This window comes from Ruegeria sp. CL3 (genome assembly GCF_056536505.1).
On sequence record NZ_JBQFPT010000001.1, the window covers coordinates 76,363 to 92,148 of the forward strand.

The 15,786-nt window shown below is 59.5% G+C and carries 19 protein-coding genes; 12 read left to right on the top strand and 7 right to left on the bottom strand.

From position 1 onward, the window contains the following. Positions 1-9: 9 nt before the first annotated feature. On the bottom strand, positions 10-1,617 hold the full coding sequence (locus tag ACR0NO_RS00420; protein WP_480722599.1) for a peptide chain release factor 3: 1,608 nt from the start codon (positions 1,615-1,617) through the stop codon (positions 10-12). Positions 1,618-1,727: 110 nt separating this feature from the next. Between ACR0NO_RS00420 and ACR0NO_RS00425 the strand changes: the two genes are divergently transcribed. The 7 genes from ACR0NO_RS00425 to ACR0NO_RS00455 all read left to right on the top strand — a co-directional run bounded on the left by ACR0NO_RS00425 (position 1,728) and on the right by ACR0NO_RS00455 (position 8,019). After that, positions 1,728-2,090, top strand: a complete 363-nt coding sequence (locus ACR0NO_RS00425; protein WP_170373896.1) for a SnoaL-like domain-containing protein — start codon at positions 1,728-1,730, stop codon at positions 2,088-2,090. Between the two features lie 74 nt (positions 2,091-2,164). Beyond that, on the top strand, positions 2,165-2,944 hold the full coding sequence (locus ACR0NO_RS00430) for an SDR family oxidoreductase (RefSeq protein WP_480722600.1): 780 nt from the start codon (positions 2,165-2,167) through the stop codon (positions 2,942-2,944). Positions 2,945-2,946: 2 nt separating this feature from the next. Further along, positions 2,947-4,062 carry a hypothetical protein gene (locus ACR0NO_RS00435; RefSeq protein WP_480722601.1) on the top strand — a complete coding sequence of 372 codons (1,116 nt, stop codon included), beginning with the start codon at positions 2,947-2,949 and terminating at the stop codon, positions 4,060-4,062. A gap of 126 nt (positions 4,063-4,188) precedes the next feature. Continuing rightward, on the top strand, positions 4,189-5,232 hold the full coding sequence (locus ACR0NO_RS00440; protein ID WP_480722602.1) for an ABC transporter ATP-binding protein: 1,044 nt from the start codon (positions 4,189-4,191) through the stop codon (positions 5,230-5,232). A gap of 111 nt (positions 5,233-5,343) precedes the next feature. Beyond that, positions 5,344-6,126 carry a 5'/3'-nucleotidase SurE gene (gene surE, locus ACR0NO_RS00445; RefSeq protein WP_480722604.1) on the top strand — a complete coding sequence of 261 codons (783 nt, stop codon included), beginning with the start codon at positions 5,344-5,346 and terminating at the stop codon, positions 6,124-6,126. Further along, positions 6,123-6,773 carry a protein-L-isoaspartate(D-aspartate) O-methyltransferase gene (locus ACR0NO_RS00450; RefSeq protein ID WP_170373891.1) on the top strand — a complete coding sequence of 217 codons (651 nt, stop codon included), beginning with the start codon at positions 6,123-6,125 and terminating at the stop codon, positions 6,771-6,773. The genes surE and ACR0NO_RS00450 overlap by 4 nt, the downstream gene beginning before the upstream one ends. Positions 6,774-6,837: 64 nt before the next feature. Beyond that, positions 6,838-8,019, top strand: a complete 1,182-nt coding sequence (locus tag ACR0NO_RS00455; protein WP_480722605.1) for a peptidoglycan DD-metalloendopeptidase family protein — start codon at positions 6,838-6,840, stop codon at positions 8,017-8,019. 63 nt (positions 8,020-8,082) lie between these two features. Here ACR0NO_RS00455 and ACR0NO_RS00460 read toward each other — a convergent pair whose 3' ends face one another. Continuing rightward, positions 8,083-8,754, bottom strand: a complete 672-nt coding sequence (locus tag ACR0NO_RS00460; RefSeq protein ID WP_480722607.1) for a helix-turn-helix transcriptional regulator — start codon at positions 8,752-8,754, stop codon at positions 8,083-8,085. A 21-nt stretch (positions 8,755-8,775) separates the two neighbouring features. Then, entirely contained in the window at positions 8,776-9,078 is a 303-nt protein-coding gene (locus ACR0NO_RS00465) for a hypothetical protein (RefSeq protein WP_480722609.1), read from the bottom strand. A 218-nt stretch (positions 9,079-9,296) separates the two neighbouring features. Here ACR0NO_RS00465 and ACR0NO_RS00470 point away from each other — a divergent pair, with 218 nt between their 5' ends. From ACR0NO_RS00470 to ACR0NO_RS00485, 4 genes are all read left to right on the top strand, one after another. Beyond that, entirely contained in the window at positions 9,297-9,512 is a 216-nt protein-coding gene (locus ACR0NO_RS00470; RefSeq protein ID WP_170373887.1) for a twin-arginine translocase TatA/TatE family subunit, read from the top strand. Positions 9,513-9,518: 6 nt separating this feature from the next. Beyond that, positions 9,519-9,977 carry a Sec-independent protein translocase protein TatB gene (tatB, locus tag ACR0NO_RS00475; protein ID WP_480722610.1) on the top strand — a complete coding sequence of 153 codons (459 nt, stop codon included), beginning with the start codon at positions 9,519-9,521 and terminating at the stop codon, positions 9,975-9,977. After that, the gene (gene tatC / locus ACR0NO_RS00480; protein WP_170373885.1) at positions 9,974-10,849 is read left to right on the top strand and encodes a twin-arginine translocase subunit TatC; all 876 of its coding nucleotides are present in this window, start codon (positions 9,974-9,976) and stop codon (positions 10,847-10,849) included. The genes tatB and tatC overlap by 4 nt, the downstream gene beginning before the upstream one ends. 118 nt (positions 10,850-10,967) lie before the next feature. Continuing rightward, positions 10,968-11,810, top strand: coding sequence for an ATP-binding protein (locus ACR0NO_RS00485; protein ID WP_480722612.1), 843 nt, complete (start codon positions 10,968-10,970; stop codon positions 11,808-11,810). Positions 11,811-11,869: 59 nt separating this feature from the next. On the opposite strand, the gene ACR0NO_RS00490 is transcribed toward ACR0NO_RS00485, so the two are convergent. The 3 genes from ACR0NO_RS00490 to purF all read right to left on the bottom strand — a co-directional run bounded on the left by ACR0NO_RS00490 (position 11,870) and on the right by purF (position 14,563). Further along, on the bottom strand, positions 11,870-12,514 hold the full coding sequence (locus ACR0NO_RS00490; protein WP_480722613.1) for an SDR family NAD(P)-dependent oxidoreductase: 645 nt from the start codon (positions 12,512-12,514) through the stop codon (positions 11,870-11,872). Positions 12,515-12,556: 42 nt separating this feature from the next. Further along, positions 12,557-12,805 carry a hypothetical protein gene (locus ACR0NO_RS00495; protein ID WP_170373882.1) on the bottom strand — a complete coding sequence of 83 codons (249 nt, stop codon included), beginning with the start codon at positions 12,803-12,805 and terminating at the stop codon, positions 12,557-12,559. A 234-nt stretch (positions 12,806-13,039) separates the two neighbouring features. Next, the gene (gene purF / locus ACR0NO_RS00500) at positions 13,040-14,563 is read right to left on the bottom strand and encodes an amidophosphoribosyltransferase (protein WP_480722614.1); all 1,524 of its coding nucleotides are present in this window, start codon (positions 14,561-14,563) and stop codon (positions 13,040-13,042) included. 358 nt (positions 14,564-14,921) lie between these two features. Here purF and ACR0NO_RS00505 point away from each other — a divergent pair, with 358 nt between their 5' ends. Then, positions 14,922-15,068 carry a hypothetical protein gene (locus tag ACR0NO_RS00505; RefSeq protein ID WP_480722615.1) on the top strand — a complete coding sequence of 49 codons (147 nt, stop codon included), beginning with the start codon at positions 14,922-14,924 and terminating at the stop codon, positions 15,066-15,068. A gap of 94 nt (positions 15,069-15,162) precedes the next feature. Here ACR0NO_RS00505 and ACR0NO_RS00510 read toward each other — a convergent pair whose 3' ends face one another. Continuing rightward, positions 15,163-15,753 carry a CvpA family protein gene (locus ACR0NO_RS00510; protein ID WP_170641868.1) on the bottom strand — a complete coding sequence of 197 codons (591 nt, stop codon included), beginning with the start codon at positions 15,751-15,753 and terminating at the stop codon, positions 15,163-15,165. Between the last annotated feature and the right edge of the window lie 33 nt (positions 15,754-15,786).

Genomic DNA, 15,786 nt, shown 5'->3' on the forward strand with positions numbered 1-15,786 from the left:
GCAGTTGGATCACACCATCATCTCTTTTGTGGCCGTCAGGTTCAGTGCCGGATAGTCACGCACGACCCGGTCGATATCCCATTGCAGGCGGGTCAGATAGACAATGTCGCCGTCGTGGTCATGGGCGATATGTTGTTTGTTGGCGTTGACGAATTTCTCAACCTCAGCCTTCTCACCGCTGACCCAACGGGCCGAGGTGAACTGAGACGCCTCGAACCGAACCGGCAGGCCGTATTCCATCTCGATCCGGCTGGCCAGTACTTCGAATTGCAACGCGCCGACGACGCCCACGATAAAGCCCGAGCCGATCGAGGGTTTGAACACTTTGGCCGCGCCTTCCTCGGCAAACTGCATGAGTGCCTTTTCCAAATGTTTGGCCTTCATCGGATCGCCCGGACGGACGGTCTGCAGCAATTCCGGTGCAAAAGACGGGATGCCGGTCACGCGGATCGCCTCGCCCTCGGTCAGCGTATCGCCAATGCGCAGTTGGCCGTGGTTCGGAATGCCGATGATGTCGCCTGCCCAGGCCTCTTCGGCCAGTTCGCGGTCCGAGGCCAGAAACAGCACAGGGTTCGAGATCGCCATGGGTTTTTTCGACCGCACATGCGTCAGCTTCATGCCGCGCTTGAAATGCCCCGAGGCCATGCGCACAAAGGCCACCCGGTCGCGGTGCTTGGGGTCCATATTGGCCTGCACCTTGAAGACAAACCCGGCGACCTTCTTTTCATCCGGGGAGATCTGGCGAGGCTCAGCCGATTGGATCTGCGGCTGCGGGCCATAGGCGCCGATGCCCTCCATCAGCTCTTTCACGCCAAACGAGTTGATTGCCGAGCCAAACCAGATCGGGGTCATGTGCCCCTCTAACACGGCCCGAGGGTCGAGCGCGGGCAAAAGCTCGCGCGCCATCTCGACCTCTTCCAGCAGCTTCTCCAGCAGATGTTCGGGCACGTGTTCGGCCAGTTTGGGATCATCCAAACCGTCGATCTGGATGCTCTCGGCCACTTTGTTGCGGTCGGCGCGGTCCATCAGCTCCAGCCGGTCGCGCAGCATGTCATAGCAGCCGATGAAGTCGCGGCCCACGCCGATGGGCCACGCGGCAGGCGTGACGTCGATGGCCAGCATTTCCTGAATTTCGTCGATGATCTCGAACGTATCGCGGCTTTCGCGGTCCATCTTGTTACAGAAGGTCAGGATCGGCAGATCGCGCAGGCGGCAGACTTCGAACAGCTTCTGCGTCTGGCTTTCGACACCCTTCGCACCGTCGATCACCATCACAGCGGCATCGACAGCGGTCAGTGTGCGATAGGTATCCTCCGAGAAGTCGCTGTGGCCGGGAGTGTCGACAAGGTTGAACCGGAAGTCCCCATAGTCGAACGACATCGCCGAGGCGGATACCGAGATGCCCCGGTCCTTTTCCATCTGCATGAAGTCCGACCGCGTACGCCGCGCCTCACCCTTGGCGCGCACCTGACCAGCCATCTGGATCGCACCCCCATAGAGAAGGAACTTCTCGGTCAGCGTCGTTTTACCCGCATCCGGGTGCGAGATGATGGCGAATGTCCGACGACGAGCGATCTCGGGCGGCAATACGGGTTGGTTCGAGGCGGTATCAAGCATGAGCGCGCGTATAGGCGGGGAAACCCGCCGAAGCAAGACAAACGGACTGGTTCGAATCGGCAAGCTGTGGCAAAGAGAACATATAGTGAACAAATTATGGGAGTGAACCAATGGAATTGAAAGAGATTGCGAACGAGCTTGTGGCCGGTTGCCGCGAAAACCGGACCGCCGAAAATCTGGGTAAACTCTATGCCGCGGATGCTGTCTCGGCCGAGGCGGTGGATGACGTTGGCATGGGGCGTGAGGTCCAGGGTCTGGATGCCATTCGCGGCAAACATGAATGGTGGGACAGCGCGACAGAGGTCAGCCATGTCTCGGTCAGCGATCCGATGTTGCATGGCGACGACCGCTTTGCCGTAATTTTCGAGATCAAGGGCAAGTTCATAGAAAGCGGTGAGAATTTCGATATGAGCGAAGTGGGTGTCTACCACGTGGCCGATGGCAAAATTGTGAGGGAAGAGTTCTTCTACTAAGGCCTGTTGAATTCTGGTCTTCTCTGTCTGGCTGGTGCTAGACATGCGGGCAACAACAGACAGAGGGGATCAGAATGGATCTTGGAATTCGCGGCAAGCGTGCGTTGGTTTGTGCCAGCAGCAAAGGGCTTGGGCTGGGCTGTGCCGAGGCGTTGGCTGAAGCAGGTGTCGATCTGGTTATGAATGCGCGCGGTGCTGAGGCACTTGAAGCTGAAGCGGCACGGTTGCGTGCGGACCATGGCGTTGCGATTGAAACGGTGGCCTGTGATGTGACCTCAACCGAAGGTCAGGCACAGGTAATTGAGGCCGCGCAAAGTGTTGATATTCTAGTCACAAATGCGGGCGGGCCGCCTCCGGGGTTGTGGTCGGACTGGGATCGTGAGGATTTCATCAAGGCACTGGACTCCAACATGCTGACGCCGATCGCTTTCATGAAAGCGCTGCTGCCGGGGATGATGGACAAAGGCTGGGGGCGGGTGGTGAATATCACTTCGCAATCCGTGCGTGCGCCGATCCCGGCTCTGGGGCTGTCGAATGCCGCGCGCACCGGGCTGACCGGTTACGTGGCCGGAACCGCGCGTCAGGTCGCCCCGCAAGGTGTGACGATCAACAACCTGCTTCCGGGTATCCATGACACCGACCGGGCCTTGTCACTGGATACCGGCGTTTCCAATCAACAGGGCATTTCGCTGGATGAGGCCCGCGCGGCCCGGTCCGCCACGATCCCGGCGCGCCGCTACGGCACGCGTCAGGAATTCGGTGCGGCCTGCGCTTTCTTATGTTCGCAGCATGCGGGCTTTATCGTTGGGCAGAACTTCCTGCTGGACGGTGGCGCAACCAATTTGACGATGTAGGAATGGCACAGAATTTCTCTCTGAAGGACCAATTGTTCAACATGGAAAAGACCCGCTATCTGGCGGGTTTGTTCCAGTCGGCGGACCCGGACTTCGACGCCGAAGCATTCGAAGCGCAGGTCATGTCGCGCCTGTTGGATCTGGAACTGAAAGAGAGAATGGCCTGGATCGCCGATTGCCTGCAGCAGTCCTTTCCAGACGATCTGCCAGCAGTCGCGCCGGTGATCTTGCGCGCCTTGCCGCCGCCTTTGGATCCCAGCAAGACAGATGATGATTTTGGCGATTTCATCTTTGCGCCACTCGGGGATTGGGTTGTCTCAGTTGGGGCTGAGCATCCGGAACTGGCGTTGGATGTGCTGGAGGAACTGACTCAACGTTTTTCGATGGAATGGGCGATCCGTCCGTTCCTGAACAGCCACCCCGATCTGGTCTTGGCGCGGATGCAGCGTTGGAGCCAACACGACAGCTATCATGTGCGCCGTCTGGTCAGCGAGGGCACACGGCCCCGCCTGCCATGGGGGCAGGCGATTGGTCTCGCGCTGACCGACCCCTTGCCTTTGCTGGATGGTCTGCATCGGGACACAACGCGCTATGTGACGCGCTCGGTTGCGAACCATCTGAACGATATTACCAAAAAGGACCCGGATCTGGTTCTGGAATGCCTGCAGCGCTGGCGCGAGGCAGGTGAGCAGGACGAGGCAGAGCTGGTGTGGATGATCTCTCACACCCTGCGCGGTCTTGTGAAGGCCGGGCATCCGGGGGCGATGAAGATGCTGGGCTATGACCCGGACGCGGAAGTCATTGCAGACATTTCAGTGGACGGCGAGGCCCGGATCAATAGCGCTTTGGCGTTCTCGGTCGATTTGAAAGGGTCTGGTGACCAACCGGTACTGGTGGATTATATCATTCACTTTCAACGCCCTAACGGAAAAACCTCAGCCAAGGTTCACAAGTTGAAACAGGCCGCCCTGAAGAACGGCGCATTGCGACTGGACAAACGCCACAAGCTCAAAGGCAATGCGACCACGTTCAAACTGGTGCCGGGAGCGCATCGGCTTGAGGTTCAGGTGAACGGAAAAATCCGCGCCGGTGTCGATTTCGAGCTGCTTGCGGAATAGCTGATCCCTTGCGCCGGACGGGCGGGGTTGCTATCCCCGCTCAAGCCCGATGGAATTGATCGGGAAAGGCAACAGGACCCATCTGTGACAGGCAACACACCTCCTCCTCGTTTGGAAATTCGCAATATGATCCGCCGGTTCGAAGGCCGGGTTGTGGTGGATGACGTCTCGCTGACGGTCGAGGCGGGGCGGGTGACCTGCCTGCTTGGGCCGTCCGGCTGCGGCAAATCCACAACCTTGCGGATGATCGCCGGGGTCGAGATGCAGGACTCGGGCGAGATCTATGTCGATGGCAAGCTGATCTGCGATACGGTGTTCCGCGTTCCGCCTGAACGCCGCGAGATTGGGTTGATGTTTCAGGACTTTGCCCTGTTCCCGCATCTCAGCGTGGCCGACAACGTGAGTTTCGGCCTGAAAGGCAGTAAGGATCAAAAACGCGCCCGGGTCGAGGAGCTGCTGACCAAAGTCGATCTGATGCGGTTCATTGACGGGTTCCCGCATCAACTGTCCGGTGGAGAACAGCAGAGGGTGGCTTTGGCGCGCGCTCTGGCCCCGCGCCCCCGGATCATGCTGATGGACGAGCCGTTCTCGGGCCTCGACAACCGTCTGCGCGACGGTATCCGGGATGAAACGCTCGCGATCCTGAAAGAGGAAGACGCCGCCGTTCTGCTGGTCACCCATGAGCCGGAAGAGGCTATGCGCATGGCTGATGAGATCGCCTTGATGCGGGGCGGCAAGATCGTGCAACAAGGCGCGCCGTACAATGTCTACACGCGGCCAGCGGACAAGGCAGCCGTCGCATTCTTCAGTGACGTCAACGTGTTGCGGGCGCAAGTGAATGGTGCCTTGGCCGAGACCCCGTTCGGACAGTTCCTGGCACCGGGCTTTCCGGACGGCACCGATGTCGAGATTGTTTTCCGCCCCCAACACCTCCGGCTGGATTTCGACCGTAACGGTAAAGGGCCGTTACCCACGGCCACAGATGGCGTCGCCGCACGGGGTGTGGTTGAGCGGGCCCGGTTCCTGGGCAATGAAAGCCTGGTCGAGTTTCGGATGGACTATGACGGCTCGATCCTAAAGGCGACGGTTCCGAACGTGTTTGTCCCCGCGCCAGGGCGGGCGATGTGGCTGACCATTCGGCGCGACCGCTGTTTCGTTTTCCCTAGATAGAGCGCAATTTCCCCGCAAGTGGTGCGCGAAAGCCGCAGATTGCGGGCCTGCATTGCTTGCCGCAACGCGGGGTCGGGTCTATCAAGGGCGAAACGCGGGGGTGGGACGGTCATGCGTATTCTGATTACCAATGATGACGGCATCAATGCGCCGGGGCTGATCACGCTTCAGGCGATTGCAAAGGATCTGTCCGGACCCGGCGGTGAGGTCTGGGTCGTGGCCCCAGCATTCGAGCAATCCGGTGTCGGCCACTGCATAAGCTACACCCATCCCATGATGGTCGCCAAACTGGATGAGCGGCGATTTGCTGCCGAAGGCTCTCCGGCGGATTGTGTTTTGGCGGGCCTGCATGACGTGATGAAGGATTGCCCGCCCGATTTGGTGTTATCTGGCGTGAACCGGGGCAACAACTCGGCGGAAAATACACTCTACTCCGGCACTATTGGCGGCGCTATAGAGGCCGCTTTGCAGGGTGTGCCGGCCATTGCCTTGTCGCAGTATTTCGGCCCACGCAATCTGGGGCTCGAGGATCCGTTCGAGGCCGCCAGTCGCTTTGGCGCCGATCTGGTGCGCCGCATTCTGGACGCAACCCCTGCAGAGCAAGGCGATTACCGCCTGTTCTACAATGTGAACTTCCCACCCGTTCCCGCCGATGAGGTTCTGGGCACTCGCGTTGCCCCGCAAGGGTTCCGCCGCGATACGCATTTCTCGGTCGAGCCGCATAGTTCGCCTTCGGGGCGGCGGTTTCTGTGGATCAAGGGCGGATACCAGCACAACCCGACCGCGCCCGGCACGGACGCGGCGGTCAATCTGGAAGGCTATATCTCGGTCACGCCGATGCGCGCGGATCTGACCGCGCATGACACGCTAGAGGCATTGAAGTCGATCGAATGAGTGGACTGGACCCAGAAACCGTCATGCAGTTCCTGTTTGCCCTGCGTAAGCGGGGTGTGACCGATGCGCGTGTTCTGGCCGCGATGGAGGCGGTCGACCGGGGGCGCTTCGTCACCGGCCTGTTCGCCGACCGCGCTTACGAGGATATGCCGCTGCCCATCGCCTGCGGTCAGACGATCAGCCAGCCGTCCGTTGTGGGGTTGATGACACAGGCGTTGGATGTGCGTCCGCGTGACACTGTGCTCGAGATCGGGACCGGGTCGGGGTATCAGGCGGCGATTTTGGCGAAACTGGCGCGGCGGGTTTACACGGTTGAACGGCATAGGCGACTGGTCAGCGAGACCGGCAAGCTGTTCGCCGAACTGGGGCTGACCAATGTCACGTCGATGCTGTCGGATGGCTCGTTCGGTTTACCGGAACAAGCGCCCTTTGATCGGATCATCGTGACCGCAGCGGCCGAGGACCCGCCAGGCCCGCTCTTGGCGCAGCTGAAAATCGGGGGTATCATGGTGCTACCCGTCGGGCAGTCGGATGCGGTGCAGCAGTTGATTAAGGTGACGCGCACCGAGACCGGTCTGGACTATGATGAATTGACGTCGGTTCGGTTCGTGCCGCTGCTTGAAGGGCTAGGCAAGGACGAGACGTAACAGGTTTTTTGGAATGGATCGCCGGAACCCCGGATAACAGGGGCAGGTGTTGAGGACAAAAGTCATGAGAGCAGTTACCAAATCAACGATGCGCCGTTGTGCGACCGGAGTTGCGGCTCTAGCCATTTTGGCCGGGTGCGAGGGGCCGTTGGACTACGATCTGCGCGGACAGCTCGGTGGGTTTTCCACCACGGATGCTGCGCAATCCGCAACCACCAGTCGCCCTGCGCCTGATGCGCGCGGGGTGATCACCTACCCGAACTATCAGGTCGCCGTAGCGCGCCGGGGCGATACCGTGCGCGATGTGGCGGCCCGGGTTGGCCTGCCCGAAGGTGAGCTGTCGCGGTTCAACGGCTTGCAGACAACCGACGCGCTGCGCGAGGGTGAGGTTCTGGCCTTGCCGCGATCTGTTGGCGCGTCAAGCGGTGTGGATATTGCCTCGATCGCTGGAAACGCGATTGATCAGGCCCCGGATACGGGCGGGGTTCAGACGACGGTGCTGAAGCCGGTCGAGCCTGCTCCAACGCCTGCGCCAGTCGCCTCTGGTCCAGAGCCGGTACGCCACAAGGTGAAAAGGGGCGAGACGGCCTTTACCATCTCGCGCCTCTATCAGGTGCCGGTTGAGGCTTTGGGAGAGTGGAACGGGTTGGGCCCGGATTTCGCCATTCGTGAGGGGCAGTACCTGTTGATTCCGGTCAAGAACCAGGCCGCCCCACGTCAGGCGGCGGCAGCGGCTCCGGTCGCTGCGACCGAGGTGACGCAGCCGGGGCAGGGGTCTCCGACACCGACACCACCGAGTGCGACCCAGCCGTTGCCGGATGAGCAGGTCGCACCGCTGGCTGAGGCTCCCGAGGCCCCGGATGTCACAGCCGAAGCGCCCACCAGAAGTTCCGGCAATTCCGCGCTGTCCTTGCCGGTCGCGGGCAACATTATCCGGACCTATGACAAGGGTAAGAACGAAGGCATCGACATCGCGGCCGCTCCGGGCACGTCGGTCACCGCAGCCGAGGCAGGCACCGTGGCCGCGATTACCGCTGATGCCGATCAGGTTCCGATCATCGTTGTGAAGCATAACAATGACTTGCTGACGGTTTATGCCAATGTCGAGGATATCACCGTCAAGAAAGGTGATCGCGTGCGGCGGGGGCAGAAACTGGCGGAACTGCGCGGCGGGGACAATGCCTATGTGCATTTCGAAGTCCGCAAAGGGTTCGAGTCGGTTGATCCTGAGCCTTATCTGAGGTGACTTCAATGGCCGGTTCCGGGCCATGCCTCCGGCGGGGATATTTTTAGCCAGATGAAGGGCGGATCACCCGTGTGGATCGAAGTCGCTCAGGCGTTTCCCCGGCTCGTCTGTGAAGAGTTCGGGCAGGGGTGTGACGGTTTCGATCAGGTCGATGCGAAAGACGCGAAAGCCGTTGCGCAACTCGCACCATGCGGTGAGGGTCCAGACGCGGCCCCAATACTCCATATGGAGGGGGCGGATGGTGCGTTCGGTTAGGGCGCCGTCGATGCGGCGGTAGGACAGGTGCAGTTTCTGGCGGGTTTTGATGGCGGCGCGGAGCGGGGCCATATGTGCCAATCCGCGCGCGGCATCGGCGAAGGGGTAGACCGCAAATTTCCAAGTATCGGCCTCGGCTACGACCTGCGTGGGCAGGACGGAGTCGATCTTTTCCGCCAGTGACTCGGCTGCGGCTTTAAGGTCTGGGTCAGCCGCCTCGGCGACGATGGCCATCCCGAGGTTCAGCGCCTCAAGCTCGGCCGTGGTCAGGTTGAGTGGGGGCAGGGTGATCTGCTCTCGCACCATGTAACCCACGCCGCGTTCGCCTTCGACGGGAACGCCCGAAGCGACCAGCGTGTCCATGTCGCGATAGATCGTGCGGACCGACACCTCGAGCCGGTCCGCGATGTCCTGCGCGCGGTGTAGTTTACCGTCGCGCAGGATTTGGATGATGTCGAACAGTCGATCAGTGCGGCGCATGATACGCCGTTCTGACCTGCGTCAGGTCATGTTCCATAGGACTGCCTCATGCCGCATCTGCAGGCTTTCGGGGTTGATGGCCGCCATCAGGGCAGACGCAAATTCCTGCTGCGGGAATTCTGCGGCCGCCGTCTGAGCGGCCTTCATATCTTGCCAAACGACATAGTCTGTCCAGCGACCGTCTTCCCCTTGACTGAGGTGGCGATGGGCAAAGCCGGGTGCTGCGCGCACGAAGTTCTCGGTTGATTGGCTGAGTTTGACGAAGGCCTCGGGCGAGGTGCCTTCGGCCAGGGTGAAGGTGACGATTTCGGCGACATGGGTCATGTGTTTCTCCGTTGACCAGGTTGCGATACCGCTGTCCTAGCCTGTCACAACTGACATAAACCTGTCAGTTGAGAAAAGCGAGAGCCATGAATCCGCAAGATCACATCAAATTTGCCGCCCGAATTGGCTCGATCACCTTTTGAGAACGCGGCTTGCCGCGTAAACACGGGGTCAGAAAAGGGTTCAGGCGCAGTGCGCCTTTGTGAAGGAGAATAAACATGCTCAACAATATCGGACTTCCCGGCCTGCTGCTGATCGCTGTTGTGGTGCTGGTGCTGTTTGGCCGCGGAAAAATCAGTTCGCTGATGGGTGAGGTTGGCAAGGGCATCACCTCGTTCAAGAAAGGCGTCAAGGAAGGCGCAGACGAGCTGGAGCAGGATGCAGCCGAAGTGGCCAAGGACGTCACGCCCGAAACCGAGAAAGACAAGGTCTAAACCCGGATGTTTGATCTGGGCTGGACCGAGCTTCTGGTCATCGGCATCGTTGCCCTGATTGTGGTGGGGCCGAAAGACCTGCCCGTGCTGTTTCGCAATGTCGGGCGGTTTGTCGGCAAGGCTCGCGGGATGGCGCGTGAATTTACCAGCGCTATGAACGAGGCCGCGGATCAGGCAGGAGTGAACGAGATCAAGAAGGGTCTGAACGCGGCCACGAATCCCGTGAACAGCGCGATGGACGGCGTGAAGAAGGCCGCTCAGGATCTGAGCAGCAGCATCGACCCGACCAAGTTCGATCCTGAAAGCGAAACGGGCAAGCTGGCGGCTGAGAGGGCCGAACAAGCCAAGAAGATTCAAGCCACCTCCGCCCGCGCCGCTGCCGAGCGAAAGGCCAAAGAAGCCGCTGATGCGCTGGCCAAGGCTGAACAAGCCGAAGCAGCGCTGAACACTGAGAACAAGACATGAGCAAGACCGACGAAATCGAAGACAGCTCGGCCCCTCTGATCGAGCATCTGGCCGAATTGCGGACACGACTCATTCACTGCGTCGTGGCGTTTTTGATCGGTATGATCATCTGTTTCACGGTTGCGACGCCTCTTTTCAACTTCCTGACGCATCCATTGTGTGAGGTGTTGAATGAGCGTGGCCAGGATTGCGGGCTGATCTTCATCTCGCCACAAGAAGGCTTCTTTGTTGCGATCAAGGTGTCGCTGCTGGGGGGCTTCATACTGGCGTTCCCATATATCGGGATGCAGATGTGGCGCTTTGTTGCTCCGGGCCTTTATAGGTCTGAAAAGAACGCGTTCCTGCCCTTCATGTTGGCCTCGCCCTTCATGTTCCTGTTGGGGGCAAGCTTCGCGTTCTACGTCGTCACACCTTTGGCCTATGACTTTTTCCTCGGGTTCCAGCAGTTCGGCGCTGAAGGTGAGGCCGTCGTGGATGGCGCCACCGCCGCACCGCTTAGTGTGGTGTTCCAAGGCTCCGCTCAGGAATACCTGAACCTCACAATCAAGTTCATCGTGGCCTTCGGGTTGTGTTTCCAACTGCCCGTTTTGCTGACGCTGATGGGCAAAGCGGGGCTGGTTACGGCTGAGGGGCTGGGTAGTGTGCGTAAATACGCGGTGGTTGCCATTCTGGTGCTTGCTGCGCTCGTGACGCCTCCCGACGTGATCACACAGATCATTCTGTTCGTAGTGGTCTACGGCCTCTATGAGGTGTCGATCTTCCTCGTCGCCCGGGTTGAGAAGAAACGAGAAGAACAACTCCGCGCGGATGGCTACTATGATGATGAGGCCGAAGCGGATGAGGACCTGATGCAGGAAGAAGACGGGAAGTAATCTCTTGCTGTTTTCAAGACAGGCGCGCCCTGAGTGGCGCGCCTTTTTCATTGGAACCCCTTGTTGCCTAAAGCCGAACGTGGTTTGACATCGTCGGACTAAGACCCCGGAGGCCACCATGGACACTCAAGCCCTTAACCGTATCGCCGACGCGCTAGAGCGGATGGCTCCGGCCCCTTTGGCGGCTCCGGACTTCAATGCCGCGCCGGCCTTCGTCTGGCAGGTTGAGCCAGACCGGCTTGAGCCTGTCCCTCAGGTCAACCGCGTTGATCTGGACCTGCTGGTCGGCATTAACCGTTCACGCGATACTCTTTTGGACAACACAAGGCGCTTTGCGGCGGGGTACAAAGCCAACAACGCGCTGCTCTGGGGCGCGCGGGGGATGGGCAAATCCAGCCTCGTAAAGGCCGTCCACGGCACGCTGCAGATCGAGTACCCCGGTCTGAAACTGGTTGAGCTTCAACGCGAAGACATGAGCTCGGTCGCGCGCCTGTTGAACCACCTGCGCGCCGCGCCGCACCGGTTCATACTGTTCTGCGATGACCTGTCGTTCAGCCATGACGACCAGCACTACAAATCGCTCAAGGCTGTGCTGGATGGCGGCATCGAAGGTCGACCCGAAAACGTTGTTTTCTACGCCACCTCGAACCGTCGCCACCTGATGCCACGGGACATGATCGAGAACGAACGCTCCAGCGCTATCAACCCGTCGGAAGCGGTCGAAGAAAAGGTCTCACTGTCCGACCGCTTCGGGCTTTGGCTCGGCTTCCACCCCTGTGATCAGGATGAATATCTGGCCATGATCGACCGTTACTGCGCCGCCTACAATGTGTTGGTCGACCCGGAAACCCTGCGCGCGGATGCTATTGAATGGCAGGCGACACGCGGGTCACGCTCGGGCCGTGTTGCGTGGCAATTTTTCGTCGATCTCGCAGGGCGCAACGGCGTCCATATCGCGTGATCCCAGCTTCATCTGGCTAAAAATATCCCCGCCGGAGGCATGGCCCAAAGGGCCATTCCCTACAACAGCGCCAGAATCCGAGCCGCCTCATCCGCTGTGCTGGTTAGGGCATCGCGATCCTCGCCGGGATGAAACCGCGCACGCACGGCCGTCGGCATCGGAGCGGGCTCGACAATCGACACCTTGGGCCCAGTCCGTTCAGTCTCAACCTGCCAACTGCGTGCCAGAGCCATCTGGGCGGCCTTGCTGGCGCCGTAGATGCCATAGAACTTCTCGCCCGCTTTGGGGTCATCAAAGAACACAGCATGCCCGGCCTCACCCAATAGAGGCGTCACATAAGGGATCAGAACCGAGGTGGCATTGGCGTTGGTGTTTATCGCCTTTGTCCACTCTTTGGGATCAACAAAATGCGCCGGTGTGAGGGCCGAGGTGTGGATGGCCGTATGCAGCCACAAATCCACTTTGCCCCAGCGGTCATGAATGCCTCGGCACAGGGTGGCCATCGCGTTGGGATCAGTAATGTCCATGGGCGCAAGGGTAGCCGAGCCGCCCTTTGCCTTGATCCGGTCGTCCAACTCTTCCAACCCGCCAGTGGTGCGGGCGACGGCGACGATGTGATATTCGGGGGCCAGCGCTTCGGCCAGGGCTGCGCCTAACCCGCGAGAGGCCCCAGTGACAAGCGCAATTTTGGTCTGATCGGTCATTGCAGCGGTTTGAACGCCCGCGCGCGGGTCGTCAAGAGGGCGCTAGCCCCCCGGAATTCCAATCCGGCGGGTCTGGCCGCTTTGTCGCAGCATGATCCCGTGTTCATCAATGGCGACAACGGTGCCTGAGGCCACGCGGCTTCCTGGCTTGACCTCTTTTACACGCCCCGATGACAAGCGCATCAACGCGCGCAGGTCGGCTTTCGGGCCAAAGACACCCAGAACCGAGACCGAATTTCTTTTCAACGCGCCCCGCTGCGTGGCCGCGCTTTTGACATTGGCATTTGGCATTTTCTGCGGCTCGAACCCGGTTCGAACCCCTTGTGTGAGTGGATTGTGTGAGTGGTGGTGAAGCGCTGCCTACCAAACCGCAAAGTAAATCAAAAGATCACCCCGCTCGCATCAGCTCACGGCGGGGTGAGGGGGCCGGAAGCCTTTGCAATCAGGTCATTCCTATCGGCAAAATCCAGCCAAAGCCGGGGCGATGCCCACGGCCTGCGTTGTTTTCCGATTCGCGTTGTCTCTTTAGCCCGACGCCAGTTTCGCCGCGTTCCACGACCCACCAACAACCTGCATGTCTTCGCGCTTTTTGCTGACGCGGGTGCTGTTTTCGAGACTGTCGAGATAGTCACCGCTGACGCTGCCGGTGATGTAGTTGCCGTCAAAGCAGGAACAGTCGAACGCCTCGATCTCGGGGTTGCCTTCTTTTGCGGCCCAGATCAGATCGTCAAGGTTCTGATAGAACAGAGCATCCGCACCCAGTTCTGCGCGAATCTCTTCGATCTCCTTGCCGTTGGCGATCAACTCATGCTTGGTGGGCATGTCGATGCCATAGACATTGGGGTACTTCACCGGTGGCGAGGCGCTGGCGATGTAGACTTTCTTGGCCCCGGCCTCTCGACACATCTGAACGATCTTCTTGATCGTATTGCCGCGCACGATCGAGTCGTCGATCAGCAGCACATTGTGATCCTTGAACTCCAGAGGAATGGCGTTCAGCTTGCGGCGAACGGATTTCTGGCGCTCTTCCTGACCGGGCATGATGAATGTCCGGCCGACATAGCGGTTCTTCACCAGACCCTCGCGATAGGGGATGCCGGTGATCTTGGCGGCCTCAAGCGCCACGGGGCGGGCGCTATCAGGAACCGGGATGATCCGGTCGATTTGAAGACCCGAGTCCTGGATCTGCTTGGCCAGCGTTTGCCCCATACGCATCTGGGTTTTGTAGACTGAGACGCCGTCCAGAAGGGAATCCGGACGGGCCAGGTAGACATATTCAAAGATACAGGGCGTCAGCTTGCCTTCGACGGCCTGAAACTCGTGCATGTTGCCGTCCAGGTCAATCAGGATGGCCTCACCGGGGTTCAGGTCGCGGATCTTGGTAAAGCCATTGATGCCAAAGGCCACATCTTCAGAGGCGAAGGCGTAGTCATTTCCGTCGCCCTCGGTCTCGCGGATTGCAACCGAAAGCGGACGAATACCGTTTGGGTCTCGGAAAGCCAGCATGCCAACACCGGCGACAAGGCAGATGACCGAGTAAGCGCCTTGCACACGCTCCATCGTCATCTTAACTCCGGCAAAGATGTTGCGGATGGGCTCGGCGTTTCCGTTCACTTTGATCGCGTCGGCCACTTTGTCGGCCAGAACGTTCAGCAGGATCTCGGAATCTGACGTGGTGCGCAGGTGACGGCTGTATTTGCCGGTGACTTTTTCGCGCTGCTCAGCCGTGTTAGTGATGTTGCCGTTATGGACCAGATAGATCCCGTAGGGCGCGTTGACGAAAAAGGGCTGCGCCTCGGACGCGCTGAGCGACCCTGCCGTGGGATAGCGCACATGGCCCATGCCAACCTTGCCCAGAAGCGTTTCGGCGTCCGTCGCGTTGAACACGTCTTTGACCAAACCGTTGGCTTTTTTCTCGCGAAAGAACTCACCGTTATATGTGACGATCCCCGAGGCATCCTGACCCCGGTGCTGCAGCATCAACAGCCCGTCATAGATTTCCGCAAACACATCATGTGTCCGGCTTGCGATCCCCAAAATCCCACACATGTACGGGCTCCAATTTCTATGACGTTTTGACGAGAGGGTTGAGTGACGGCCGGATGGGGAGGGGTCGTACCGTTCGTATCTTGCAGGCCAGACGGTGCATTATCACCGCATTGCAGGCAGATGAACATTGAAAGGACAAACCCGACAGCTCCGATTCCGTGGCAGTTTGGCCTCCACATACTGCCTTAGAACGCGGCTGTCATCAAAGGATCACAATTCTATAGGCCGCAGTTCCGATTTCTTCAGTTGCGGCGTGGTGACATATGAATTCATTTGTGCTGACATATGCATAGTTTCATCGCGGATCTTATCGGGGAGGGGGCCAGAATGTGGCAGGAACGCTCACCAAACAAGAAAGATGAGCCGCCCAAAAGGCGCTGCCATCGGTGCCGCGGCATGGGGCGTGCGCCGTGCCCGATCTGCAATGGGGCAGGTGAAGTGGTCAAAAGCCGTGATATTCTGGGTAAACAGATTTCCAGCCGCTGTGATGGCTGTTTCGGGTTGAAAACCACCCGCTGCACGGTCTGCGGGGGTGAGGGGTTTGTTCAATGAAAAAAGCCCGGCGCGAGACCGGGCTTTTCGATGAACTGTCTGATCAATTAGCTGTCGGTGGTTTCCGCAGCAGGGGCCGAGTCGCCTGCGGTGCAGCTGGCCACCAGCTCTTCGTATTGTGCAGTGACCCAACCCAGCGCTGCCTCGGGGTTTTGTTCTTCGATCTGGGTGCTGAACTGTTCAAACACCTTGGCCGAGCGGCTTTCGTCTACCAGAGTGTAGGACTGGCCAGTCATCACGGTGTCGTAGACAAAGAACGCGATAGCGACCAGCAGGATGCCCCGTGCGATGCCGAAGAAGAAGCCAAGCGCCTGATCCAGACCGCCCAAGGCGGACCGTTGCACCAGCGACGAAAACAGCGGCGTGAAGATGCTGACGATGATCAGGGCAATTGCAAACACGGCCGCAAAGCCGGTGATTACCGATAATTCGCAACTGTCGCGCAGGAAGTCTCCGACCACCGGGATTTCTTTGACCAGCGGCACGGCCTGCGGTGCGAAGATGAATGCGAGGACAGCTGCTGCCACCCAACCCGCGATGGCAAGAACCTCGCGCATGAAACCGCGCGAATAGGCCAGAATGCCTGACAGCACGATGATCAGGGCCACAACCCCGTCAATAATTGTAAAACCTTCCATGGCCCTCGCCTGTTCTTTTTCTGCCCCTCAGGG